The 24,721-nt window shown below is 58.3% G+C and carries 22 protein-coding genes and 1 tRNA gene; 7 read left to right on the top strand and 16 right to left on the bottom strand.

Annotation, left to right across the window (positions count from 1 at the left end):
* Positions 1-4: 4 nt before the first annotated feature.
* From EYB53_RS01195 to EYB53_RS01175, 5 genes are all read right to left on the bottom strand, one after another.
* The gene (locus EYB53_RS01195) at positions 5-982 is read right to left on the bottom strand and encodes an ornithine carbamoyltransferase (protein WP_135475864.1); all 978 of its coding nucleotides are present in this window, start codon (positions 980-982) and stop codon (positions 5-7) included.
* A gap of 180 nt (positions 983-1,162) precedes the next feature.
* Entirely contained in the window at positions 1,163-2,371 is a 1,209-nt protein-coding gene (locus tag EYB53_RS01190) for a YgeY family selenium metabolism-linked hydrolase (protein ID WP_135475862.1), read from the bottom strand.
* Between the two features lie 10 nt (positions 2,372-2,381).
* The gene (locus EYB53_RS01185) at positions 2,382-3,098 is read right to left on the bottom strand and encodes an esterase family protein (RefSeq protein ID WP_135475859.1); all 717 of its coding nucleotides are present in this window, start codon (positions 3,096-3,098) and stop codon (positions 2,382-2,384) included.
* Positions 3,099-3,162: 64 nt separating this feature from the next.
* Positions 3,163-3,453 (bottom strand): hypothetical protein, encoded by a 291-nt coding sequence (locus EYB53_RS01180; protein ID WP_135475857.1) that lies wholly within the window; start codon positions 3,451-3,453, stop codon positions 3,163-3,165.
* 4 nt (positions 3,454-3,457) lie between these two features.
* Entirely contained in the window at positions 3,458-4,183 is a 726-nt protein-coding gene (locus EYB53_RS01175) for a peptidylprolyl isomerase (RefSeq protein ID WP_135475856.1), read from the bottom strand.
* A 113-nt stretch (positions 4,184-4,296) separates the two neighbouring features.
* On the opposite strand from EYB53_RS01175, the gene EYB53_RS01170 reads away from it, so the two are divergent.
* Entirely contained in the window at positions 4,297-5,100 is an 804-nt protein-coding gene (locus tag EYB53_RS01170; protein WP_167857191.1) for an LLM class flavin-dependent oxidoreductase, read from the top strand.
* On the opposite strand, the gene EYB53_RS01165 is transcribed toward EYB53_RS01170, so the two are convergent.
* From EYB53_RS01165 to EYB53_RS01150, 4 genes are all read right to left on the bottom strand, one after another.
* Complete coding sequence (locus EYB53_RS01165; RefSeq protein ID WP_135475851.1) at positions 5,072-5,995, bottom strand: NAD-dependent epimerase/dehydratase family protein; 924 nt, start codon at positions 5,993-5,995, stop codon at positions 5,072-5,074. The two genes, EYB53_RS01170 and EYB53_RS01165, sit on opposite strands and share 29 nt — an antisense overlap.
* Positions 5,996-6,120: 125 nt before the next feature.
* Complete coding sequence (locus EYB53_RS01160) at positions 6,121-7,074, bottom strand: GDP-mannose 4,6-dehydratase (protein WP_135475849.1); 954 nt, start codon at positions 7,072-7,074, stop codon at positions 6,121-6,123.
* Positions 7,075-7,196: 122 nt separating this feature from the next.
* Positions 7,197-7,281 (bottom strand) — tRNA-Leu (locus EYB53_RS01155).
* 376 nt (positions 7,282-7,657) lie between these two features.
* Positions 7,658-7,915, bottom strand: a complete 258-nt coding sequence (locus tag EYB53_RS01150) for a hypothetical protein (RefSeq protein WP_135475847.1) — start codon at positions 7,913-7,915, stop codon at positions 7,658-7,660.
* Between the two features lie 108 nt (positions 7,916-8,023).
* Between EYB53_RS01150 and EYB53_RS01145 the strand changes: the two genes are divergently transcribed.
* Positions 8,024-8,542, top strand: a complete 519-nt coding sequence (locus EYB53_RS01145; RefSeq protein ID WP_135475845.1) for a hypothetical protein — start codon at positions 8,024-8,026, stop codon at positions 8,540-8,542.
* Between the two features lie 274 nt (positions 8,543-8,816).
* Positions 8,817-11,315 (top strand): mannose-1-phosphate guanyltransferase, encoded by a 2,499-nt coding sequence (locus EYB53_RS01140; RefSeq protein ID WP_135475843.1) that lies wholly within the window; start codon positions 8,817-8,819, stop codon positions 11,313-11,315.
* Between the two features lie 160 nt (positions 11,316-11,475).
* Here the strand turns inward: EYB53_RS01140 and EYB53_RS01135 are convergent, their stop codons facing one another.
* Positions 11,476-11,910: a LiaF domain-containing protein gene (locus EYB53_RS01135; RefSeq protein ID WP_135475841.1), complete on the bottom strand. Its 435-nt coding sequence runs from the start codon at positions 11,908-11,910 to the stop codon at positions 11,476-11,478.
* A 229-nt stretch (positions 11,911-12,139) separates the two neighbouring features.
* Here EYB53_RS01135 and EYB53_RS01130 point away from each other — a divergent pair, with 229 nt between their 5' ends.
* Together EYB53_RS01130 and EYB53_RS01125 are read left to right on the top strand one after the other, a co-directional pair.
* Positions 12,140-13,156, top strand: coding sequence for an endonuclease/exonuclease/phosphatase family protein (locus EYB53_RS01130; RefSeq protein WP_167857190.1), 1,017 nt, complete (start codon positions 12,140-12,142; stop codon positions 13,154-13,156).
* Entirely contained in the window at positions 13,156-13,575 is a 420-nt protein-coding gene (locus EYB53_RS01125) for a gamma-glutamylcyclotransferase family protein (protein ID WP_135475837.1), read from the top strand. Before EYB53_RS01130 ends, EYB53_RS01125 begins: the two co-directional genes overlap by 1 nt.
* 64 nt (positions 13,576-13,639) lie before the next feature.
* Here EYB53_RS01125 and EYB53_RS01120 read toward each other — a convergent pair whose 3' ends face one another.
* The 6 genes from EYB53_RS01120 to EYB53_RS01095 form a co-directional block, all read right to left on the bottom strand.
* Entirely contained in the window at positions 13,640-14,998 is a 1,359-nt protein-coding gene (locus EYB53_RS01120; protein ID WP_254150819.1) for a M14 family metallopeptidase, read from the bottom strand.
* A gap of 3 nt (positions 14,999-15,001) precedes the next feature.
* Positions 15,002-15,934, bottom strand: coding sequence for a tellurite resistance TerB family protein (locus EYB53_RS01115; RefSeq protein ID WP_254150818.1), 933 nt, complete (start codon positions 15,932-15,934; stop codon positions 15,002-15,004).
* A gap of 10 nt (positions 15,935-15,944) precedes the next feature.
* Positions 15,945-17,651, bottom strand: coding sequence for an AMP-binding protein (locus EYB53_RS01110; RefSeq protein ID WP_135475835.1), 1,707 nt, complete (start codon positions 17,649-17,651; stop codon positions 15,945-15,947).
* A 188-nt stretch (positions 17,652-17,839) separates the two neighbouring features.
* Entirely contained in the window at positions 17,840-19,501 is a 1,662-nt protein-coding gene (locus EYB53_RS01105; RefSeq protein WP_167857189.1) for a coiled-coil domain-containing protein, read from the bottom strand.
* Positions 19,502-19,602: 101 nt separating this feature from the next.
* Positions 19,603-20,586 (bottom strand): hypothetical protein, encoded by a 984-nt coding sequence (locus EYB53_RS01100; RefSeq protein ID WP_135475831.1) that lies wholly within the window; start codon positions 20,584-20,586, stop codon positions 19,603-19,605.
* 98 nt (positions 20,587-20,684) lie between these two features.
* Entirely contained in the window at positions 20,685-22,310 is a 1,626-nt protein-coding gene (locus tag EYB53_RS01095) for an FAD-dependent thymidylate synthase (RefSeq protein ID WP_135475829.1), read from the bottom strand.
* Positions 22,311-22,890: 580 nt separating this feature from the next.
* Between EYB53_RS01095 and EYB53_RS01090 the strand changes: the two genes are divergently transcribed.
* Together EYB53_RS01090 and EYB53_RS01085 are read left to right on the top strand one after the other, a co-directional pair.
* The gene (locus EYB53_RS01090) at positions 22,891-24,246 is read left to right on the top strand and encodes a BCD family MFS transporter (protein WP_135475827.1); all 1,356 of its coding nucleotides are present in this window, start codon (positions 22,891-22,893) and stop codon (positions 24,244-24,246) included.
* Between the two features lie 6 nt (positions 24,247-24,252).
* On the top strand, positions 24,253-24,693 hold the full coding sequence (locus EYB53_RS01085; RefSeq protein ID WP_097655168.1) for a hypothetical protein: 441 nt from the start codon (positions 24,253-24,255) through the stop codon (positions 24,691-24,693).
* The last annotated feature ends 28 nt before the right edge of the window (positions 24,694-24,721 follow it).

The following is a 24,721-nucleotide window of genomic DNA, read 5'->3' as shown; positions in this document are numbered from 1 at the left end:
TCGTCTAGCGCATTGTCAGGGCCATCACGGCTTTCTGCACATGCAGGCGATTTTCAGCCTCATCATACACAACCGATTGTGGCCCATCAAGTACCGCATCGGTGACTTCGATATTGCGGTCGGCGGGGAGGCAGTGCATATAGATCGCATCGGATTGGGCGAGCGCCATCCGTCGTTCGTCGGCGATCCAGTTGGTATACTTGTGTCCAATCGCCGCACTGGCCGCAGTATCTTCGGTCGTCAGCCAACACCCCCAGCTCTTCGGGTAGACAATATCGGCCCCGGCAAAGCCATCATCCATATTGTCCATGATTTGGAAGCTTCCGCCAGCCCGTCGCGCATTTTCGCGGGCCTGGTCGACAATCTCAGGCATGAGCGCATACTCAGGCGGATGCACAAGGCGCACATTCATCCCATACCGGCCCATCAGCAGGATGAGATCCTGGGGCACGCTGAGCGGCTTCTGGTAGCTACTGGCGTAGGCCCAACTGACGGCAATCGTCTTGCCGCGTGGATCGCCTTTTTTCTCGATGATCGTCAGCAGATCGGCCAGGATCTGAAAGGGGTGGTAGATATCGCACTGCATATTCAAGACAGGAACCCGACTCGCCGCGGCGACCTCACGGATATAGGCATTGCCGACGCCCCAGTCACACTGGCGAATCGCAATGCCATCGAAGTAGCGCCCATAGATCTCGCCGATTTCACGGGCCGTATCGCCGTGGCTGATCTGCGTTGTGACGCTATCAATGAAGGCCCCGTGGCCGCCGAGTTGGGCAATGCCCGCCTCGAAACTCGCTCGGGTCCGCGTGCTGCTAAAGAAGAAGAGCATGCCAAGCACTTTGTCGCGCAGGTAGCTATGCTCGCGCCCGACGGCCCGGGCACGCTTGAGATCCATCGCCAGCTCGATGATCGTATCAATTTCGTCTTTCGTCCATTCCTGAGTCGTGATGAGGTCGCGTCCGCGTAGGTTCGTTTGCATTGCTTGTCATTCTCCTGGATCTGCTACTCCCCCCCTCCCAACGGTGGGGCCTTGCAAACAAAACTGATTGGTTGACGCAAAGACGCAAAGGCGCAAAGCTGTGCATCCAGATACATCAAACCTTCGCGCCTTCGCGTCTTTGCGTCAACACGGGTCAACCTTATGTGCAAGGTATTGGTCTTAGAGCAAGGCCGGCAATAAGGCATAAAAGGCAGTTGCCTGAACCACTTCGTCGAGGCTGACGCTATCGTTGGTGGTATGGGCCGTAACTTCGTCACCAGGGCCAAAGCCGATCGAGGGAATACCGGCCTTGCCCGCCCAGTAGATGCCGTTGGTGCTAAAGTTCCATTTGCCTGCCGGTGCGGCGGGCAACCCGATGGCCTCGCGGGCGTGCAGGCCAGCCTGCACCAGGGGATGTTCTTCTTCGATCGCCCACGCCGGGAAATATTTGTCGACGGGAAAAACAAAACCGGTGTAGCTCGGCTCGTCATAGAAGAGTTCTTCGATGACGATGCTGTCGCGCTGCTCGGCAGGGATCAGCGCTTCGAGTTGCGCCACGACCATCGTTTTGGTTTCGCCAAACGTCATACGACGGTCAATGAAGATCGTGGCTTCGTCGGGGACGGCGTTGAGCGAAGGGGTTTTGACGTGCATGTCACTGACGGTGATTTTGCCGTGCCCGAGGAAGGGATGATCGCCCAGTGCAGGTTCGAGCGTGCTGATCGCCTGGATGATCGGGAGCAATTTGTAAATCGCGTTGTCGCCAAGGTGGTTCAAGGCAGCGTGGGCGCTCTTGCCGCGGGCGGTGATCTTTAGTTCGAGTCGCCCTTTGTGGCCGCGGTAGACCTGCATACAGGTTGGCTCGCCGATGACAACAAAATCAGGGCGGATCTTGGGGTCAACTTCGACAAAGCTATTGGGGGCAATGCCGTCGCACCACTCTTCCATGTTGCCAAAGTAGTACATGGTAAAGCGGTCAGGATCAATAAGGCCGAGTTCCACCCCCAGGGCAATGCCATAGATCATCCCAGGGGTCGAACCCTTCTCGTCGCAGGCCCCGCGTGCATAGAGCACGCCGTCCTCGATCTTGCCCTCAAAAGGATCCCATTGCCATGCATTCGGGTCGCCGATACCAACCGTATCAAGGTGGCTATCATAGACAATCACGGTTGGCCCGTGCCCCATGCGCCCGAGGATGTTGCCCATCACATCAAAACGCACGTCTGCGAAGCCGAGGGCGCGCATTTCAGCGGCCACCCGCTCGCCGACTGGCCCAAGCTGGCTCTCCATGCTTGGGATCGCACAGAGTTCACGTAAAAAACCGATCAACGTCTCGCGTCGTGCCGTAACTGCGGCTTGCAGTTGTGCGAGTTGGGAAGGGGAAGGCATAGGCGTTCCTTTAGGGATGACCACCAATATACCGATTGATCATCTGCATCCAATAGGGCCAGTCGTGGCACCAGCCATCCCAGAGCCGGAGCGCATTGCCGATGCCGCGCTCCCAGAGTTGCCTTGAGAGCAATTCGTTCGACCAGGCATTGGGGTCGTCGCGCCCAGTCACCAGGATGATCTCGGTCGAGCGCAGGCGATCGAGTGTCCAGGCATCACCGATATTCGGCACAAAATCAACCGGATTATGAAAATAGAGGCCCTGGGTATAGTGGCTAAAGAAGCGACGCAGGTCATAGAGACCACTCATGCCAATGACGCGATTGACCACGCCAGGGTGACGCAGGGCAAAAATGACGGCCTCGGTCGCCCCAAACGAACAGCCGGTGGCGATCAAGAAATGATTCGGATTCAGTGCACGAATCAACGGTAGCAACTCGGTCAACAAATAGTGTTCGTACTGCTCTTCGCGCCACATCCGCGCATCAGTATCAACCGCATAATTGTACCAACTCTCCCCAAAAACACTATCAACACAGAAGAGTTGAAACCAACCCGAGTTGATCTGATACTCAAGCGCAGCGACCATCTGACGATCTTCGAACTCATAGAAACGCCCGTGTGAGGTCGGAAAGACAATGACCGGTGCCCCACTATGCCCAAACACGACCAGTTCCATCTCACGCCCAAGCGACGGGCTGTGCCAACGATGATACGTGCGCTGCAAGCTCCTACCTCCCGCAAGATATCTAGACTATGTGCTCAACCGGGTATTGTGCTGATGAAACAAGCTAATACGGAAAGAAATCCTCGGGCAACAGGTGCGCCCCCGTGAGACTCACCCGCACTGCTTCAGGCTCACGAGAGACGGCTTGAATGACGGCTTCCATAAAACGTTCTTCATGTTTCCAGCGCACGAGATCACCAGGGCGGAGATCATAATGCGTGGGTCGGGTATAGTTGCCGGTGCAATCAATGAGCACGTCGTGTTCGTCACGGTGATCCACGGGCAAATCCGTATACCGCAGCCCATAGTTGCGGCGAAAGACACTGATCGTTATTAACGGAGGGATCGGGAGCATCGGCTCACTCTTCGCTAATCGTTATCCCGAGGATCATCTCACCGGGACGGCTGAGGTCGGCGGGGTTCTGAGGGTCACGGAGCGGAATGCCATTGACGATCTCTTGGCCTTCAATGACGCGCCCAAAGATTGTATACTGGCTATTAAGGTGTGGCGCAGCACCGGTCGTGATAAAGAACTGCGAGCCAGCACTATCCGGATCGGCTGAACGGGCCATCGCGAGGAGGCCGGGTTGATCAAAGAGGATCTGATCGGTGAATTCGCCGGGAATGCTATACCCTGGGCCACCTGTCCCATCACCCGAGGGGTCGCCACCTTGGGCCATAAAACTAGGCAATACGCGGTGCCAGGTCAGCCCATTATAGAAGTCGTTGCGGGCCAGAAAGACAAAGTTATTGACGGTTTGCGGGGCAATGTCGGGCAAGAGTTCAACGATAATCGCACCACGTGGCGTAATGATCGTCGCCAGGTAATTGCCGGCAGGATCGATGGTCAAGGGTGGCGGCGCACTAAAGGTGTAGGTGGTAGCCGTTGGCAGGGTTGCCTGGGTCTCGCCAGGAACTGAGGGTTCAGCCGTTGGTGCGACCGAGGCGCTTCCCCCACCAGAACGGTTGAGCAGAACCGCGCCAACAAGAATGAGGACAAGAACCACAATGACTGCCGAGAAGACACCGGGCATGGGATTCGCCGGCCGTTGAGGGGCAGGATTTTTGGAACGTGACTGACTCATAAAGTTTCCTTGATTACCTTCGATTACCTTTCACTGGATGCGAGAGCACCGTTGCTGCTAGACGCAGCACAGCATTGATGAGTATAACACATACACGTATGCAAGGAGCGCATATGTTACCCCTGGGCCTTTGTCTTCCCACGTTTGGTGTGCGGTACGTAGAACTCCGTTCGGCAGCCCTGGCCGCCGAGTCGCTTGGCTGCGATTCGCTTTGGGTCTGGGATCACTATGTGTCGTGGAATGATCCGCGTGAGGCGGTACTCGAGGGCTGGACGACGCTCGCCGGGCTGGCTGAAGCAACGCGCTCGATTCGCCTCGGGCCGCTGGTCGCCAATAATACCAACCGCCACCCGGCGCGACTGGCGAAGGTTGCCGCGACGTTGCACGAGCTCGCCGATGGTCGCCTGGAACTCGGCCTCGGTGCCGGCGGGCTTGCCGCTGAGCAGATCTCTTTTGGCATTGACCAGGGTGATCGTGCCACCCGGACGGGCCGCCTCGAAGAGGCCCTCCAGATCATTCCGGCGCTCTGGACGGGCGAGCCGGTGGATTTTGCGGGGCAACACTATCAATTGAAGGGCGCGATTGCGTCGCCCCGGCTCGATACGCCGCCGCGCATTATTGTGGGCGGACGCAGCCCAGCGTTGACCCGCCTGGCCGCACGGTACGCGGGCGGGTTCAATGTGGAATGGCGCTTCCGCGACCGATTTCCGCAGTTACTGGCGATCCTCGAGGCAACGCTGGCCGACGTTGGGCGCAATCGGGCTGACTTTGATCTGTCGATCCATGCCCACTGGCATGATCTGGCTGAAGCACCGGACGCAACGCTCGAAACCTGGGCGAACCTCGGCTTCAACCGCGCCATCGTGATGATGCCGCTACCCTTGCCGATCAAAGCATTGCAGCGACTGTTGCGTTGAGGCCCTCGGCCAGCGTCGTGGTCGCATGGTAGCCCGTGCGTTCCGCGAAGAGCGTCACATCGGCCCGCGAGTGGCGCACTTCGCCGGCACGTGGGGGCAAAAAGATCGGCTCGACCTTGACCTGCAAGGCAGCGCCAATCAAGGCAGCCAGTTCGCCGACACTCGCCTGGCGTCCGGTGCCAACATTGAAGACGCCCCCGGCCACATGATCACTGCGTGCCGCTGTCCACAGCGCCTGTACGATATCGCCGACAAAAACGAAATCGCGTGATTGCAAACCGTCGCCAAAGATACGTGGCTGCTCGCCAGCCCGAAGCGCAGCGACAAAGCGGGGCACCACGGCCGCATAGGGTGAGGCCGGATCTTGCCCCGGCCCATAGACATTGAAAAAGCGTAGCGCGACGGTCGCTAGCCCATAGAGATGGTGGTACAACTGACCGGCCTGTTCGGCGGCGAGCTTGGTACTGGCATACGGTGAGAGCGGTTGCACCGGGGTTTGCTCGCTCACCGGCAACTGCTCGGTATTGCCATAGACGGCACAGGTCGAAGCCTGCACGACCCGTTGCACCCCGTGACGACGGGCCGCTTCGAGCACATGCACTGTTCCCAGCACATTGGTCGCATAGGCCTGGGGCGGATGTTCGACCGACTCGACCACCGAGACCATCGCGGCGAGGTGGAAAACCAGGTCGGCCCTGTGCATCGCCGCTGCGACCGCCTCGGCATCACAGACATCGCCTCGCGTAAACTGGACTGCCTCGCCATACCCACTGATCCGCTCGCGACGACCACTGCTCAGATCGTCAAAGACATGCACCGTATGGCCTTGCTGGACAAGGAGCTTGACAAGATGCGAGCCAATGAAACCGGCCCCGCCAGTAACGAAGATCTGCATAGAGCCTTCCTAAAGGCAATACTTTTCAAATAAGCTCACGCGAAGGCGCGAAGGGTTCGCTCACGTACGCTAAAAACTTTGCGCCTTTGCGTCAAAACAATCGCCTTCTTTGCAAGGTATTGTTCCTAGAGGATAACCTCGCGATACCAGTGCCAAAAGCGTTCGAGTCCAGTCTCTACGCTCGTGCTACTGGCATAGCCAAGCAGGCGAGCGGCCTTGCTCGTGTCGGCAAAGGTCAGGGGCGGCTCGGTCGCGGGCAACGGGCGCACCTCGATCTGCGCCTGCAGGCCAGTAATTGTTTCGAGCAAGCGCACAAACTGCTGCATCTCGACGGGACTCGCATTGCCGAGATTGAAAATCTCGTAGGGATGCGGCCGGTCGAGCGCGGCCAGGATGCCGCCAACGATATCATCAATATACGTATAATCGCGAAAGAGTTGCACCCCCCCGTTGAAGAGCACAAAGGGTTGCTGGCGCACCATCTTCTCGACAAAGAGATAGGGCGTCATATCGGGCCGACCCCGCGGCCCATACACGGTAAAAAAGCGCACAACCGAGACCGGCAACCCATAGAGGCTGTGGAACGTATAGGCCAGCACCTCGGCGGCTTTTTTCGTTGCCGCATAAGGCGAAAGCGGACGATCGGTTGCATCGCTCTCGACAAACGGGATCTTCTCGGTCTTGCCATAGACCGACGAGGTTGACGCGAGCACAAGATTCTTGACCTCGTAGCGACACGCAAGTTGCAACAGATTGACCGTTCCCCCGACATTGACCTGCTCGTAAAGGGGCGGATTTTCAATCGAAGGGCGTGGCCCAGGGAGGGCGGCCAAATGGATGATCCGCGAGGGCGCATAGCGCGCAAAGAGCGCCGCGAGCGCCGTTGCATCACGGAGATCGGCTTCGACCAGGGTAAAGTTAGGCTGTTGACTCGCCCACTGCAGATTGTGGCGCTTGCGAGCGGGATCGTAGTAGGGCACAAAATTATCGAGACAGACAACCTGCTCACCACGTTGCAACAACGCATCGACCACGTGGCTCCCGATGAAACCGGCCCCGCCGGTGACAAGAATCGTCATGTGATTGCACCTGAGATAGTGATGGGCGAAGGAGGGTTGCACCTGGCTTGCCTGCAACCCTCCTTCGCCCCACGATCAACATTTGCAAGCCACCCCAGAGGCGCAGTGGCCCAGGTTTGTTATGGTGGGGACAGCGGGAGTTGAACCCGCACGCCTTGCGGCACATGATCCTAAGTCATGCGCGTCTGCCAATTCCGCCACGTCCCCATGAATATCGGGGTGAGTATACCATGCCGTGTTGTTGTCCGCAACACGACCGGAAGCCCGGTTTTTGACGCAAAGGCGCAAAGGCGCAAAGTTCTGTATAATAGATCTCTCTGCGCCTTTGCGCCTTTGCGTCAGATCTCTCTGCGCCTTTGCGCCTTTGCGTCATCGACAATCCCGTGGGCGCAGCAGCGATGAGAGGGGCCGGTTGCCGACGGGCGGGCCATGGGCTGCTGCGCCCCTACAACGCACATCGCCCCGCATTGGATGGCGGTGGGGTAATGCGGTGTCAGATACCCAACGCTAACGCTGTTGGGCTTGTGCTCGCTCCTCCACCCGAAGGTGGCGCAGCACCATTACGCTTCACATCCTCGCCGCTCTACGTCTCACCATCACTATCAGCGGCAAGGTTGACGATCCCGAAATCAACCCCCAGGAAGCCGGTCGGCTCATCGGGCTTCGGACTGGCTTTGGTCTGCGTAATGTGCAGGGAGAACTGCCCGTCACGCTGCACCAGTTCCGCGCCCCCCACCTTCCAACTCGTGTCGTACAGGTAACGCCGTTGAAACTCGCCCAGGACAAACTGACCAACCACACGCCCGGTCAGCGTATTGAGACTCACGCGGTCAAGGCTCATCAGGCGGTAGGTGCGCGCATCGTAAGCGTGCGCGAAAGCGGGCGAAAGCAGGGCGCGGAAACCCAGGCGTAAACGTCCTGGGTTTCCGCGCCTAAAGGAAAGCATTCTATGAACAAAGAGCTACCGAACTGGGCACTCCGGGCGGCCAACGTGGAAGATCGGGATGTTGCCCAGGCAGCGCATCGTCACGGCCACATGCACATCACGTGGCCGCCTGCGCAAGCCTTACGCATCTGGGCAAAACAACAAGGGTGGGCAACCCCATTCTTTGGTTTTGAAGAAGCATTTATCGCGACCATGCTTGAAAGCAACGAGCATTTCGCGCTCGCCATGGCGAAAAGTGGCCTCGAGATCTCCATTCCCAAGCAGGATTACGCGCTTTCAGATGAATATATCCGTGAACTTGATGCATTATATGAGGAGCGATCATCGATGGGATACCCGAATAACTGGGGGGTCCTCGTCGAAAAACTCCGAGCGATACGCCGTGCGGTCGAAGCGGGCGTTGTGGTGCATATTGATGGCGAACAGCCCATGGTGAATTGGCAGCATTTCTACCAGTGGGCGCACGGTCGATATCATATGCTTGAAGATGGCTACGACAAATGGATTGGTGATGACGCGTGAAACGCATCCGTGGCAGCGTGTTTGCTGCCGTGGGCAAGGGATCGGCCCCGTCGGAGCTCATTGGAACGTCATGCGCGGCAATCTGCAATCCAAAATCTGTAATCTAAAAGGGCTACGCTGAAAATGAGGGAACTTGGTTCCCTCATTTTCAGCGTAGCCCTAAAGAGGCCATCGCCCTCCTTGCGGCCCCTCTTAAGAACGTGTATACTTCAGATACGGCAATTCTGCCGTCCGCATAACCTCGCAGAGTAACGGAATAGCCTGTGGAGTAGCCATGAAAGCCGTCGTCATGGCAGGTGGCGAAGGCACCCGCCTGCGACCTCTGACCATTAATCGCCCCAAACCGATGGTCTCACTGGTAGATCGTCCGGTGATTCAGCATATTATCGAACTCCTCAAAATCCACGGCATTACCGATATTATCATTACGGTTCAATACCTCGCCAATGCGATTCAGGATTATTATGGCGATGGCAGTGCCTATGGCGTGAATATTACGTATTCCCTCGAGGAGATGCCGCTTGGTACGGCTGGGAGCGTCAAGCATGCTGAGCATCTGCTTGATGAGCCCTTTCTGGTCATTTCTGGCGATGCGTTGACCGATTTTAATCTGAGTAAGATTATTGATCATCATTTCACGACAAAATCACAGGCGACGATTACGCTCTATCGCGTTGATAATCCGCTTGATTATGGTGTGGTGATTATTGATGAAGATGGGAATGTTCGTCAGTTTCTTGAAAAGCCGAGTTGGGGCGAGGTCTTTTCCGACACCGTCAATACCGGCGTCTATGTGCTTGATCCGTCGGTGCTGGCCTATATCGAACGAGGCAAACCATCGGACTGGTCAAAAGATATCTTCCCGCACATGATCGAGCGTGGCGACCGCATTCAGGGCTTTGTGACAAGTGGGTACTGGACTGATGTTGGCACGATCGAAGAGTATATGCGAGCGTGTGGCGATTACCTTGGTGGTAAGGTCAATCTGCCGCGTCTCGGGCACAATATTGGTGGTGATGTCTGGGTTGATGGCGACGCCGAAATCGCCCCTGATGCCCAGCTTCACGGGCCGATCTATCTTGGGCACGGGGCCAAGATCAAGGCCGGGGTCATTATTCATGGTCCATCGGTGATCCGTGATTATACGATTATTGATACCCGCGCCAATATTGATCGTTCGATCATCTGGCGCAATTCCTATGTTGGTGAACGCGCCGAGCTGCGGGGCGCGATTGTTTTGCGCCAGTCCAATATTCGTCAGCGGGCGATGCTCTTTGAAGGGGTTGTGATTGGCGATGGCGTGCAGATCGGGGCCGGGGCGGTGATTCAGCCCAATGTGAAGATCTGGCCCAGCAAAGAGGTTGATGAGGGCGCAACCGTTAGTAGCAGCATTATCTGGGGGAGCCAGGGCCGCCGGGTGCTTTTTGGGCGCTATGGTGTGACTGGCCTGGTTAATATTGAAATCACTCCTGAATTATGCGCCAAGCTCGGTGCCGCTTTTGGTGCTACTTTGACTCGTGGTTCGACGGTAACCATCAACCGTGATGCCCACTATACCCCCCGGATGCTCAAACGGGCGCTTGTCGCCGGTCTGCCTTCGGCTGGCATCAATGTCTGTGACCTGCAAAACGTGCCCATCCCGGTGGCGCGCTATTACACCCGGGCGATCAATGCCTCTGGCGGCATCCACGTGCGGCTCTCCCCCTATGATAACCGGGTCGTTGAAGTCAAGTTCTTTGATGAGCGTGGCCTCGATATTGTGTCAACCGTTGAGCGCAAAATTGAAAATACCTTCTTTCGTGAAGATTTTCGCCGGGCCTATCTTGATGAGATCGGACGGATTCGCTATGGCGATGCAATTGCCTCAACCTATACGTCCGCCTTTCTCAAGGCGCTGCGGCCTGATGCGCTCGAAATGATCGGGCGGAGTTTTCACCTGGTGATTGACTATGCTAATACAAGCGCTAGTATGGTTCTCTCGCCAATGCTGCGGCGCTATCGGGTTGACTCGGTTGAGTTGAATGTCAATCCCGATGAGCAGATGGTCTTTCAAACAACGGCGCAGTTTGAGGCAGCGGTACAGCGTTTGACCCAGATTACGCCCGTCGTCGGGGCGAGTATGGGGGTGCGGCTCGATAGTGGCGGCGAGAAGATTTTCCTCGTTGATGATAAGGGTGTGCGGCTGCACCCCTTGCGCGCCCTGGCGGCTGTTACCGCGATGGCTATGCAGGCCCACGGCGGTGGCACTGTCGCGGTGCCGGTGACGGCCCCCCGCGCCTTCGAGAAGATTGCCGAGCGGTATGGGGGGCGCATTCTGCGTACCCGTGCCACGATGGGCGCGTTGATGCAGACTGCTTCGCAACAACCCGATCTGCTGATGCTTGGCGATGGAACCGGGGGCTATATCTTCCCTGCGTTTTATCCGATTACCGACGGGATGTTCGCGATTGTCAAACTCATGGAACTGCTGACGCTCACCGAGGCTCGCCTTAGCGCGGTGCTCGCCGAGTTGCCACCCTATTATATGGCGCAGAGTCGAGTTCCGTGTCGCTGGGAATCGAAGGGCAAGGTGATGCGCATCCTCAATGAGCAGTACGCTGAACGCCGCGCCGAGCAGGTTGATGGCATGAAAATCGATCTCGGCAACGAGTGGGTGTTGATCCTGCCCGACCCCGATGGGCCTTTTTTCCACGTCATCGCTGAAGGCTACAACGAAGAACAGGCCCGCGTTCTGGTTGAAAAGTATACTGGCCTGGTGACCAGTTTGCAGTAGCGATCTCTTGCCTCGCACGCCAAAAGCCAGCAGAGCTGGCTTTTGGGGTGCGAGGCAAGGTTTGTCGACTGGCTTTTGGGGTGCGAGGCAAGGTTTGTCGACTGGCTTTTGGGGTGCGAGGCAAGGTTTGTCGACTGGCTTTTGGCGTGCGAGGCTGGGTTTAATCAAGCTCGCCAGGGAGCCGGGTGGTCTGGCCTTCGTACAGGGCCGGCCCTTCGCTGCCGATGGGCAGCCGGATAATTTCGAGGTCGCCAAAGATGGTGGTGACATTGAGGTTGAGGCGTACCGGGGCGGTGTCATAATTTTCGCTGATGTAGTCGGCCCCGCCACTTGCGCGGTCGTCGCTGCTAAGCGTCTCGACCTCGACATCGCCAAAGAGCGCAAAGCCGTCGATCTTCAGGCCGACATCCTCCGCGAGACGTAACTGCACATCGCCAAAGACGGTCAACACGCGCATCGTGTGTTCGCCATACTCAGCCGGTTTGCGCACGAGGTTCAACCGCACATCCCCGAAGATCGTTGAGACATCCTCTTCTTCAAAACGCCCCGAGCGATGCGTCCGGTTGATGTCGTGAAAAATAGTCAAACGAGCCATTGCTGTTCCTCCTTATTTCCTCAAATCTGGATGATGCGACGCTTGCGGGGGAGGTTTTGTTGCAAGCGAATTGATCCTTTCGTTGACTACCTGGCTGAGAAAAAAGTCCGCGTAGCGGACTTTTTTCTCAGCCGAGGAGGATCTGCTATAGTATAGGGGCTAGTAGCTCGAACTGAAAGCGGTTGGTTAGGCTAGGATGACAGTGCAACGGCGGAGACAACGACAACGTGTGCTTGATGGTTTGCTGGCGCTCTACCCAGTAGGGCTGATCGGGTTGACGCTGGTGGCGCTGATTGCGCCGCAGCGCACCGGGCTCATGGCGCTGACCCAGGTCTTTGCGCATTTTCTGTTTCTTCCGTTGCTGCTGCTGCTGCCGCTGGCGGTGCTGGTGCGCCTGTCGTTCCTCCGGCTGGCCCTGGGGGCGGCGCTCGCGGTCTTTCTGATCGTCTATCCGCCTGCCTTCCATGTCGGTTCTGCGCCACCTCCCGCCACAACGGAAGCACAGGTGCGCATCATGACCTGGAATCTCTTTTATGGGCGGGTGTCGCCTGAGCAATTGCAGGCACAGTTGGAAGCCTATCAGCCCGATATTCTGCTGGTGCAGGAGATGCTTGGCGAGGATTTTGTGGTGACCGAGTGGCTTACGACGCAGTATCCTTATCACTTTATCGGTTCGTATACCACGGCCCCAGGGATGGCGATCTTTAGCCGGTACCCGATCATTGAGGCGTCGGTACCACAATTCACCGAGGCTCATTGGGATATGCCGCGCATCATCTGGGCGCGCCTCGGCATCGAGGGGCATACGCTGAGCGTCGTCAATGCGCATCCTATTCCGCCACGAACCTTTGGCACCAACTGTGCTGTGTGGCGCTGTTATAATCAAGGGCCACGCGATGCGCAAATTGTCGATCTGCGTCGTTTTGTTGATGAGATCCGGGCGCAGACGGGCGATCCGCTGATCCTTGGTGGCGATATGAATGTGACGGAACGCGAAGAGGCCTATTTCGATCTGGCGCATGGGCTGGTTGACGTGCATCGGGCGGTTGGCCGTGGCTTTGGAGCCTCGTGGCGGCCAGGGACGCTGCAGGTGCCGTTTGGCTTGCTGCGCATTGACTATTTCTTTACCGCACCAGGTGTGCGGCCACTCAAGGTGAGCACTGATTGTCAATGGTATGGCAGCGACCATTGTGTGCTGGTCGGGGATTTTCGTGTTGAAGAGCAGGGGTTGATAGGAAAGCCGTGATGCAATTGCCCTTTTTTGTCTATGGGACGCTCAAGCCGGGCGAGTCGAATTATGCCCGCTATCTGGTGGGCCAGACGATTGCCGAAGTGCCTGCGTGGCTTGATCAGGGGACGCTCTTTACCGAAGGGCCGTACCCGTTTCTCGTCCTTGAGTCTGATCTCGCCCGCCCTGAGGAACAGGTTTTTGGGACATTGATTACGTTACGCCCGTCGGTCTATGAACTCGTGCTTCAGGATCTTGATCGGCTCGAAGGGTATCTTGTTGGTGGCACCCAGAATCTCTACGAGCGCATCATCATGGATGTTCTGACGGAACACGGCCCGTATCGCGCCTGGGTCTATGTTGTTGGCACCCAGATGCTGGCGCAGATCCGGGCCGGGCAGTTGCGCAAAATCCCTGGGGGCAACTGGACATCATAAATACTTCAGGTGTCAGATGCCAGCTTTGCTGGCATCTGACACCTGAAGTATTTATGGAAAAGACTTACCGCGCCATCTGGCGGGCAGGCAGGGCCATGCGTTCTAGCGTTGCTTCACGCAGGCCGAGTGGTTCGAGGCGAATGGTGCCGTCTTCGGGGGCGTAGGCGAAGATCGCTCGTTCAAAGTATTGGATCGTACGCTCTTGCCCATCGGCGGTGATTGTGCGAAATTCTTCCGAGAGCGGGAGGCCAAAGGCCATCAAGCCGCCTTCGCGTTGCCAGAAGGCACGAAAGCCATCACGGAGGCGATGGCCTGTCTCGGGGAAGACCAGGGCGTCGCCGGCTTCGGTGAGCGGCACAAGGGCATCGGCGCCGCCATAGGCCCGACTCGTGGCGGCACGACTGCCAAGTGGTGCTGGTTGCACAAACCAGATGGTGTCACGTTGCTCGTTGTCCATCACGAGTTCAACCGTGGCAAACCGCTGCCGTACCTCGTCGGCAATCTGCCGCGCCGGACCCTGAGGCACACCAAATTGAGCCTCGCCCCCGAGCGCACGCCAGTAGCGGTAGAGGGGAGCGGGGATCGTTTGGCCTGCTACCTCGCCATCCTCAGGTAACGGCAACAGCTTGTCCGGATCTTCCAACACCGCCAGCAGGCCCGCAAGATTCTGGGCAAATTCGCTGTCGGTACCAGTGATCAATTCGGGGGTGATCGCGGCAATGCCCATGCTCCCGGCCCAGTCGTGCATGCCCCCAGTGATGGCGTAGAGCGGCCAGTAGCGGCTGTAGAGATAGCCGGCGGCATTGGCATACCGTTCGGCCATCGCGATCGACGGGGCATGCTCGCACGAGGCGGGAAAGACCAGGCCTGCATTGGAGTGGAGAAAGATCGCCCCGGCTGCATCAAAGAGAAAGGCGCGCAAGAGGCGCACCTCGACCTGCGAGTCTGGATACGGCCCGCCGGTCTCGGCGATCAGCCCATACGCTCCAAAGACCGTTTGGCGCCAATCATTGTCGGAGCAGGCGTCGAGGTTAGTATTCATGTTGCGGTTGAGGTCAACCCCGGCCGCATCAAACCGCCACCCGAGCGCAAGCCCATCGGGGTTGAGCGAGGGAATGAGAAAGAGGCGCACCGACGGCGGCACGAGCTCGGGATTGGCCGCAAGATGGGCGATCAACTCATTCGTCAGGCGATAGGTATTCGCCTCGGGGCCGCCATGCGTATTGCCGACCACAACGAGCTTGCGCGGCCCGTCACCGAACTGCACGACCTCGATCGGGCGCCCCTGGGCTGATAAACCCAGGACAAAACGACGCTCTGACTGCTGCGGTGGCGTTGCCTGAAGCAGCGGTTGCCAGGCCAGCAGGGGACTGGTCAGCACCGTCAGCCAGAGCGTGGTAAGAACAAGCACAAGGAACTGCAACGTCTATCCTTCACCAAGCGCTTTGCGCTTTGCTTCAACAAAATGGCGTTGTTCCAGCCGGATGCTGTTGGTAAGGCGACTGATCGTCGCACTCTCTTCGCTGCTGATGCCGCCCTCGGCGGCGGCAACGGCAAAGAGCGCATCAAGAAAGCGGACACGCTCGGCAATCGTGGTACGCTGGGCAAATTCGTAGGTCATGACATAGGGATCAAGCTGATCGTCGGCGCTCTCGGCAAGCGCAACCTCGGCGACGAGCTCGGCGCGTTCGTGGCTGATCTCCCAGCCATGCTTGAGGGCGGTCACGATACGCGTGCGCTCGGCCTCGCTGACGGGGGCCTCGACGTGGGCAATGGTGGCGAGAATGCCCCCGGCAAGCGCCAGTTTGCGTGCCTCGTCGGCTGGAATGCCCAGGTCTTCTTCGGGGGCTTTGCCGAGGCGGACACGCACCCCATAATAGACACGGTTGTTGAGAAACTCATCGAGATGCTGTTCACGGTTGGGGCCACGGGCTTTGATGCCAAAGGTACGCCGCAAGAGCGCCCCCATCCCGGCGAGCGGGCCAGCATCGGCCCGCATGACCGCCTGACGAATCTCATCGCCGACGGTGCGCTCTTCTTCGGTGACGACCCGATCAGCGGCGAGCAGGCGATCAAGGGCTTCGAGCGCCAGCGCACGATCAGCCGGGCCACGTAGGTTGGCTGCGAGTTCTCCGAGCAAGCGGGTGCGCTCCTCCGGTCCGACCGGCGAATAGAGGTAGATATCGAGTTGCGCCCAGTCCTGCATCGTCAGACTCATCTCGTCGGAACCGACGTTCTGGCCCATTTCGGCCAGCAGATTCTTGAGGCTATTGACCTCATCAAGCGCGAGTTCACCGTCGGCCCAGGCCGCAGCGATAATGACTTTGGCAAGCGCCATTGCCAGCGGAGATTTTGCCATGCAACGTTCCTTATGCTGTCTTCATTGCGGCGGCGTCGAAAAGGCCGAGTTCCTCGATGCTTTGCCGTCGCATCAAGAATTTCTGGATCTTGCCGGTCACCGTCATCGGAAAAGCCTCAACAAACTTGACATAACGAGGGATCTTGAAGTGAGCAATCTGGCCTTGACAAAAGGCACGGATCTCTTCTTCATCAGCGGTCACACCGGGCTTGAGTTTCACCCAGGCCATGATCTCTTCGCCGTAGCGACGGTCGGGCACCCCGATCACCTGCACATCGCTGATCTTGGGATGGGTATAGAGAAATTCTTCGATTTCGCGGGGATAGACATTCTCGCCGCCGCGAATAATCATATCCTTGATGCGCCCGACAATATTAATATACCCCTCTTCGTCCATTACCGCCAGATCGCCGGTATGCATCCAGCCAGCGCGGTCAATCGCTTTGTGCGTCGCCTCGTCGTTGTTCCAATACCCGAGCATCACACTATACCCACGGGTACAGAGTTCCCCGGTCTCCCCATGCGGCACGATCCGTCCGCTACCGGGATCGATGATCTTGACTTCGACGTGCGGATGCACCTGACCGACGGTACTGACCTGTTTTTCGAGCGGGGTGCCAATGCGGGTCTGCGTACTGACCGGACTGGTCTCGGTCATTCCGTAGCAGATCTCGACATCGTGCATATGCATCACCGACTGCACCTGGCGCATCACTTCGACCGGGCAGGGCGACCCGGCCATCACCCCGGTGCGCAGGCTGGTAAGATCGAAGCGCTTGAAGTCGGGATGCTCAAGCTCGGCGATGAACATCGTCGGCACCCCATAGAGCGCCGTCGCACGCTCGGTCTCCACGGCCTGCAAAACGGCCAGAGGCTCGAAGCCTTCACTCGGATAGATCATCGTCGCCCCGTGGGTAAGACAGCCCAGGTTGCCCATTACCATGCCAAAACAGTGGTAAAGGGGCACCGGAATAACGAGGCGATCCTGCTCGGTGAAGCCCATCAATTCGGCGACAAAATAGCCATTATTGAGGATATTGTGATGGCTCAGCGTGGCCCCTTTGGGGTAGCCAGTCGTGCCCGAGGTGTACTGAAGATTGATCGGATCGTCAAACTGCTGTTCGGCCTGACGGATCTGCAGGTCTTCGGGCCTAACCTGCTCAGCGGCGGCTAGCAGGTCGGCCCAGGTCAGCATGCCCGGCGAGCGTTGGTCACCGAGGCGCACGACCATCTGAAGCTCGGGGAGGCGGGCCGCTTGCACCTGCCCTGGTGAAGCTTCGTTCAATTCAGGCACCAGTTCATACATTATCGCAGCATAGTCACTGGTGCGAAACTGGGGCGCAATGATGAGCATCCGACACCCGGACTGACTCAGGGCATATTCGAGCTCGTGGAGACGGTAGGACGGGTTGATATTGACCAGAATCAGGCCAGCTTTGGCCGTCGCAAACTGGGTAATCGCCCATTCGGCGCGATTCGGGGCCCAGATCCCGACGCGATCACCTTTGACCAGGCCGAGCGCCATCAAGCCACGCGCACAACGATCAACCTCGGTTTTGAGCTCAGCATAGGTATACCGTAGCCCCTGCGCACAGCAGACCAGGGCTTCGTTCGCGGGAAACCGCGCCGCAATGCGATCAAAACACGACCCAATCGTCTCACCGAGCAGCGGCTGTGAACTCGTCCCACTGACATAGCTCCCTTGCGTTGTCTCCATAAGCTCCTCTGCTTGGCTCTTCTGATGTAAATATTCACATGTAGGGTAACAGGCAAGCCTGGGAGCGAGGGCGTCCCGCCCTCGAAGGCATCCCGAGGGCGGGACCCCCTCTCTCCCAGGACACGTGTGAATAGTTACCTGATGACGTATACGGGCAACCCTGCCCCTTATCAGCCGCGTTCGATATGCTACCAACCACCGCCCGAGCGACCACCACCAAAGCTCCCACCGGAACGCCCGCCCCCAAAGCTCCCGCCCGAACGCCCGCCGCTTCCCCAGCCGCTGCTCCCGCTACTCGATCCACTGCTCCAACTGCCCGAGCCACCCCAGCCGCCGCGTCGGCCTGCGCCCATGATGATCACGGGGCCAAGACCGCCGCCACCGCCTGAGGGGCGTGAGGTGTGGCTGCGAATCTCATTGGCAGCCTCCCGGGCTTCTTTCGCAATGGCCTTTGCCTCCTCAATCGTCTGTTTCAGTTCTTCCTCGCCGGTAATCGGCAAGCGGATTTTATCAAAACGGGCGCGGGCCTGCGTAACTTGCTTTTTTGCCCCCGACGGCGTCCGCTTGCCGGCCTGCTGGGCCAGGCGTTCGGCCTCTTCCAGCGCGGTGCGTGCCTCAGTCAGGGTGCTATTGAGGTCGGTACGCAACTGTTCAAGGCGCTGGGTATCGGCGAGCGCAGCCTGATAGACCACGCTGCTTTCGGTCTGGACGTGGCTATAGGCTTCGAGCGCCTCTTTGAAGGCTGTGCGTCGCCGGTCTTCTTCCCAGGTTCCGGCCTGTTTGTGCGCCTGTTGCGCCTCTTCAAAGCGTTGCACGAGTGCTTTGACTGACGCAGTTGTTGTGGCCTGAATATCGTTGCCGTGCAGATTGATAAAGCGCGCGATCTTATTGATCTCGCCACTGACGAGCGGCCCGAGTTTCTCGACCTGCTGACGGAGTTTCTCCATCGACTCGGCTTCGCCGCGTGCCGATGCCAGCGCTGCATCAGCCAGGCGATCGGCGGTGGTAGCAGCGGTCGCGAGGCGCAACCAGTCTGGTTTCGCCTGAGCAGCCTCTTGCTGAGCCACGGCAAGCTGTTGCGCAGCCTCGTGCAACTGTTGCTCGGGGGCTTTGCTGACATCGGGATCGTTGGCCTTGACAAACGCGAGGCCAGCCTCGATGCTGCGTTCGGCCTCTTCCAGCAACTCACGCGCCGAAGCACGGGCCGTTTCAAGGTCTTGCAGGCGGGTGATGATCGCCTCAATCAACTGATCGACATAGGTGAGTTCCTGCTCGGCGGCATCAAGCTGCTCGCCTGCGGCCACAAACGCCTGCACCTCCATCGAATTCTGTTGCTGCGCGCGTTCCCAATGCTCGTGAGCGCGGTCGGCGGCGGCCTCGGCCTCGCTACCATTGCCCTGAATATCGCTCCAGCTAGTCTCGGCGAACTCATCCACCTGATCAAACGCCTCGTGGCCCTCGGCAATCTTGCGGGCCGCAGCTTCACCACGAGCCTGGATCGTCGTGAGCCGGGCAACATTGGCGGCCCTGAGCGCGGGTGCGCCGCTGCCCGAAGCAACGGCCTGAACGAGTTTCGCCTGGGCCATGCCAAGCTGATCGCGGGCGGTATCATACTGCTGAGATTGCAGCGCATCGGCGGCAGAACCGAGCGACGTCTCGGCCAATTCGAGGGCCTCGTGCATCAGATCGAGGCGATAGCCCTCGGCGAGCACCGCCTCGGCGGCGGTACGTTCAGCGGCCATATCGGCAAGAATGCCAGCAAACTGGTTGGTCAGCGCGATCAAAATGTGCGCTTGTTCCGACGCTACCTTGGCGGCTGCCGTCGCTTCTGGAGCCTGATACGACTTCATTGCGGCGGTCGCACGTGCAACCTCTGTACTAATCGGGGCGAGGGCGGCCTCGGGATCGGCAATCGCATCGCCCAGGATCGCAAGACGGTTGGTAGCGTCGGTCAGGCTTTTTTTGCGCGGTCGAGTTCCTCCTGCGCAAGACGCGCCTGTTCATCAAGCTCACGGCGAAGTTGCTCGATGACAGCCAGTTCATCGCTGACTGTATCGCAGGTGACACTCACCTGATCGTACTGCACGGCAGCCTCTTCAAGCTGCGCATTGCTTGGTTTTTCATGGCGATCGAGTTGGTCACCGGTCTCTTTGAAGGCTTGCTGCGCCTTGACAAAATTGGCGGCCACGGCTTTTTGCATGGTCTCAAGGCGTTTGACATCGGCTTTGGCATACGAGACCGCATCAAACTTCGCCTTTTCGTCGACGTTACGGAAGCGCTGGCCAAGATCAGTAATCTTGAGACTGGCCTTCTCGCGGGCATCCTTGAGGCGCTGCTGCGCGGCAGCGCGGGCCTGCGCGGTACGGCGGCGGCGCGTAAACGCAAACGCCCCGGCCCCGGCAGCGGCCAGCCCCCCCACACCGAGCACAACCGGTGTGGGATCAAAATTGACCGTTGTGCCGCCACCGGGGGTTGGCGGATTCACGATCGCATTCTCGATCGCCCCGAGCGCGCTCACCACCCCACCGGTAAAATCGCCTGCCGATAGGCCAGGGTTTAGTTCGGTTCTGCGGATCGCCTCAGCATTCTCATTGATGCCAAGCGCACGCGCCCAATCATCGCCATAGGCGATATCGCTATACGGTGGGTTCTCGGCCACATAGATCGCGATCAACGCATTTGGCATCGTCCCATCGGGACGCCCAACACCATCATCGATCATACGTTCGGTAAAATCATCGGCATCACCATCGGGCACAATATAGACCGCAACAGTGGCCCCGCGATTCAGCAATGGACGAGCCGCCTGCTCAACCTCGCCACGATCCAGGCGGGCGTTCGGATCGGTAATGAGAATGCGTCCTTGCGCAAACGCTGGAGCAGCAAGGAGCAGAAGCAAGGCGAGTACTGCTACAAGCCGAAGAAAATGACGCACAGCACTATTCCTCCCCACAATAGCTACGGCTTCTTTCTTGTGCATGAGATTATAGCATGGGGGGCTGGCCTCATCCGCATGATGACGACAAGAACACCCTACCCCTCCTGCGCCTGGCGTTTCTGATCGAGGCGCTGCTCGGCGGTGAGCCGCTCTAGGCCATAGTCGTTCTGATCGACAAAGTGCATGCCTCTGGCGAGCGTCGGGTGAACGGCGCTGATTGCGCGGAACATCGCCTGGGCAATCTGGCGATAAGAGGGATGCCCCTGGCGTGCGCTGCGCAGTTCGATCAGGTGATAGGCCTCGCGCAAATTCAATTTGATCCGCCAGCGCACGCGAAAGCTGAAAGGAACCGCATACTGGGCTTCGTGCGGAAACTCGGCTTGCATCGCGATGCAGACCTCGGCGGCCTGTTGCAAGGCAGCGCTGTAGATATGGGCCACCCCAACCTCCTCAAGCTCGGGTGGCACGACGAACCCATGCGCTACCGTGAAGTGCTGGCGTTCCTGGGTCAGCACCCGGTGGCGCTGCAGATCGCGGTACGCACCGATGTCGGCCAGGATATCAAAACTGTAGTATGGCTCTTCAAACGCCCGTCCGGGACGATGAAAGCGGCTCGCACGCTCGCCGAGAGCGGCCTCAATCAGGGCAACCCGCTCGGCCTCGGGCATTGCCTCAACTCGTTCCTGTATGGCCGTGAGTGGCAGATCCAGGTGAGGATAGAGGATCGCCGCTACCATCTTCCCTTCAGCCTCAGGATCATAGTCAACCAACCGAACTGTCACCTCCTCCTGAGAAGGGTGAGAGACATCGATGTGAGCCGCAATATCGGCGACGCGCTCGCGGAGCGCCGCGATGTACGTAGCATAGGCGCGTCCGCGTTCGCCTTTAGAGCGCTTCACAAAGGCTGGGATCACCAGATCCAGTTCGGCTTGCATCGCCTGGCCGAGCTGCTGCGTCTCGGCGAACGGGGTGGCGGCAAGCTTGGTGAGCAGATATTCGAAGGCACGGCCATTGCCAAAGAGCCCCACATTGGTGCAGGTCGCCATCGGCAGCAGGCCGCGCAGCAGGTCGAAAGCTTTTGCCTGGGTCGCGCTTGCGTAGGCTCGCTGCGACGTCGCCGGGTCACGAGGAAACTGGGTCTGCACCCACGCCTGCACCGGGGCAAGCAGCGCACTGTAGGTACCGAACAGGTGATCCATCGTGTCGGTGAAGCGTGCGGCATAAGGCGACGCCATAAGGGCAGGCTCGCGCAGGTAGGCGTAGCCCTCAGGCCCCTGCTGGTCGAAGCGGACATAGCGCGTCGACTTTTCGAGCGGCGAGAGGCCAAGCCGACTATCTTCGAGCACCTTGGCCGCGATATTGCTCACGCCCTCGCAGGCAAGGTGGGCACCACCGAGTTCAGCGACCGAATCGTCACCGTAGCCAACCAGCACCCGCTCGTAGAAAGCCTCGGCCTGCTTGACGGCCACCAGTTGCGCAGCGGGGTCATTGCCGGCCCCGGCGACGATCAGGTGGAAACCCGACTCTGGCTCGCTGATAAACTCATCAAGCAAGAGGCGGCGCAGGCTTTTGGTACTGCGACTATAGCGCGAGAAGAGCGCACCCTTGACCACCTCGGGAAGATTGCGCAAGCAAAAGATAGGTCGCTCGGTATTGGTCACAAAGGGCTGGAGCAGCGCGATCTCCTGCGGGGTAAAGCGCTCGGCATTAGGCTCAAACATCAAGTGGCTCCTGATATAGTCTGTCAAGGAAGTTTCCCGATAGTTTGTCACCCTGAGCGCAGCGAAGGGTCTCATGCGTTTAGATGGCAGAGATGCTTCGCTGCGCTCAGCATGACACGACTCAAGGTATTGGCTCTAGAGCATTGTACCGCAGCCTGGGAATTGCGTCAGGGCTACGCTGAAAATGGGGGAACCAAGTTCCCCCATTTTCAGCGTAGCCCTGGGAAATGCGTACGAAGCACACAGACTGGACATTGCAAAAAGTATGCTATAATCCACGCTATTGTCATCTGTACCTATTCAGCCCCGATAGTCTCGCAGTGACCCGCTGGCCTGGATACCAGGGCGTAAAGTGCATACCTCTGAGCACCCGTAGCTGCTTGGGCTTCAGGTTGTTGTCTAGCCCCGGTTCTCGCAAGAGACCGGTTTTTTCGATCTATTTGCAATCTATCATTGAGGAACCGTGCATCATGCCCGAAGCGCCACTGATCGGCTGCCTGATGCCTTGTTCTTCGCTGTCTACCTACCATACATGGGTCGGATGGACACCGGCCCAAACTCCAAGAAATGGAGGGGTTCCGTGGGGTTTCTACGCTTTTGGTTCAAGACAATCCGCCTCTCGATCGCCCGTATTGGAGCAGGTTGGATGTTCGCCCTGCTGACGTTTAACTTCAACCGCGTTTCTATTGCCGATCTCGGTGCGCTTGCGGTTGTCGTCACGTCACTGATCGGCTTGCATCACTTCATCTCCTTCTTTCAGGTCTACTGGGGTCGTTTTGCTGATCGCTATGCACTTTTTGGCTATCGGCGCACGCCCTACATCTTCCTCAGCGGCATGGGCGCTTCGCTCATCTTTCTCTTGCTTCCCTCAATTGCGGTTGGTCTTGGCGAGCGGAGCCTGGCGGCGACCTTCGAGGCCATCCTCTTGATTGGTTTTTTTGGGGTTGCGATGGCAATGAATGGTAGTGCCTCGAATGCTCTAATGGCCGAAGTTACCACAGAAAAAGAGCGTGGCGGGGTTGTTGCCGTGGTCTGGGCCGCCATCATCCTGAGCGGAATCATCACGTCAGTGGTAGCGGGACAGATGATGCCCAACTATGATCCCGAGGCGATGCAGCGCCTTTACAACCTCACGCCTGCGGTGGTCTTCATCACAACCTTTCTCGGTATCATTGGGATGGAGCGCCGCATTACACCGGAGGAGCAAGCCACATTGCTTGCTACGCAGCCTGACATGTCGGCCTCACCGCTGAGCACCTTCCGTGTCGCCCGTAATCTGATGAGTTCGAATCCCCATGTGCGGGCCTTCTTCTTTTTCGTGCTGCTTGCGGTGATGGGCATCTTCCTTCAGGACGCAATCCTTGAACCCTTCGGCGCGGAAGTCTTTGGGATGAACCAGAAGGAAACCGCCGCCTTCCAGCAGTCCTGGGGAGGTGGGGCCTTGCTTGGCATCTTCCTTATGGGGATCATTTCGTCCTACACGTCGCTCAGCAAAAAGACCATTGCGACGCTGGGTGGCCTGATGGTGGCGATCGGCTTGCTTGCGGTTGCTGGCGCTGGTCTAACGCACCAGGCTGCGCTGATCACTCCGGCGTTGCTGGTGATTGGTCTTGGCGTCGGCTTCTTTGATGTCGGTGCCCTCTCGATGATGATGGATATGACTATCGAAGGCCAGGTTGGGCTGTATATGGGCCTCTGGGGGATGGCGCAAGGCCTCGGAACCGGTTTTGCCAATATCCTCAGTGGGGCGTTGCACACGGGTCTCATCGAGACGGGTCTGCTGTCTGAAGCGATGGGCTATGCGGTTATCTTTGGCTTCGAAGCCGTTGCGATGCTACTTGCCATTGGCCTCTTGCGCAGCATTAGTATTCAGGAGTTCAAAGGCCTGACGCGATCTGATATTAGTGCCGCGCTGGCGATGGATACGGCAGGATAAGCTCAAATGTTCGTTTTTGCGTATCACGCTTTGCTCTTGATCCATGTCGCCTGCTTTGCCATCTGGATGGGCGCGATTGTGGCATCCTTGCTGGTCGTCCGAACTTTTGAGCCACGCCTGACCAAGCCAGATGGCCTGACCTCTGATGGCGAACTCCTGCGTGCCTATATTCGCCACGAGGTGAAGCTGGTTGATGTTGTCTTTCTTAGTTTGATGATCTCAGGGCTTGCCCTGGCTCAGTTCTATCTTGGTTGGAACACCTGGGTTTTTCTCAAGATCGGTCTTTTCATTGCGCAATTTGCCGCTACAATGGGCTTCGTCTTCCTGCGCATCCGCCCGATCACCTACCCTTGTACCCCGGCGACTTATCGCCGCTGGTACCAACTCTTTGGCGTCTCGTTGAGCTTTTTTGCTGTGACCCTGTTGGTCGTCTACTTCGGAAGGTGAGCTTTGCCCTACGTGCTCCTTCGCCCCA

This window comes from Candidatus Chloroploca mongolica (assembly GCF_004762035.2).
Taxonomy (GTDB): Bacteria; Chloroflexota; Chloroflexia; order Chloroflexales; family Chloroflexaceae; genus Chloroploca; species Chloroploca mongolica.
The sequence above is the reverse complement of the archived record's forward strand: the minus strand, read 5'-3'. Positions and strand labels throughout refer to the sequence as shown.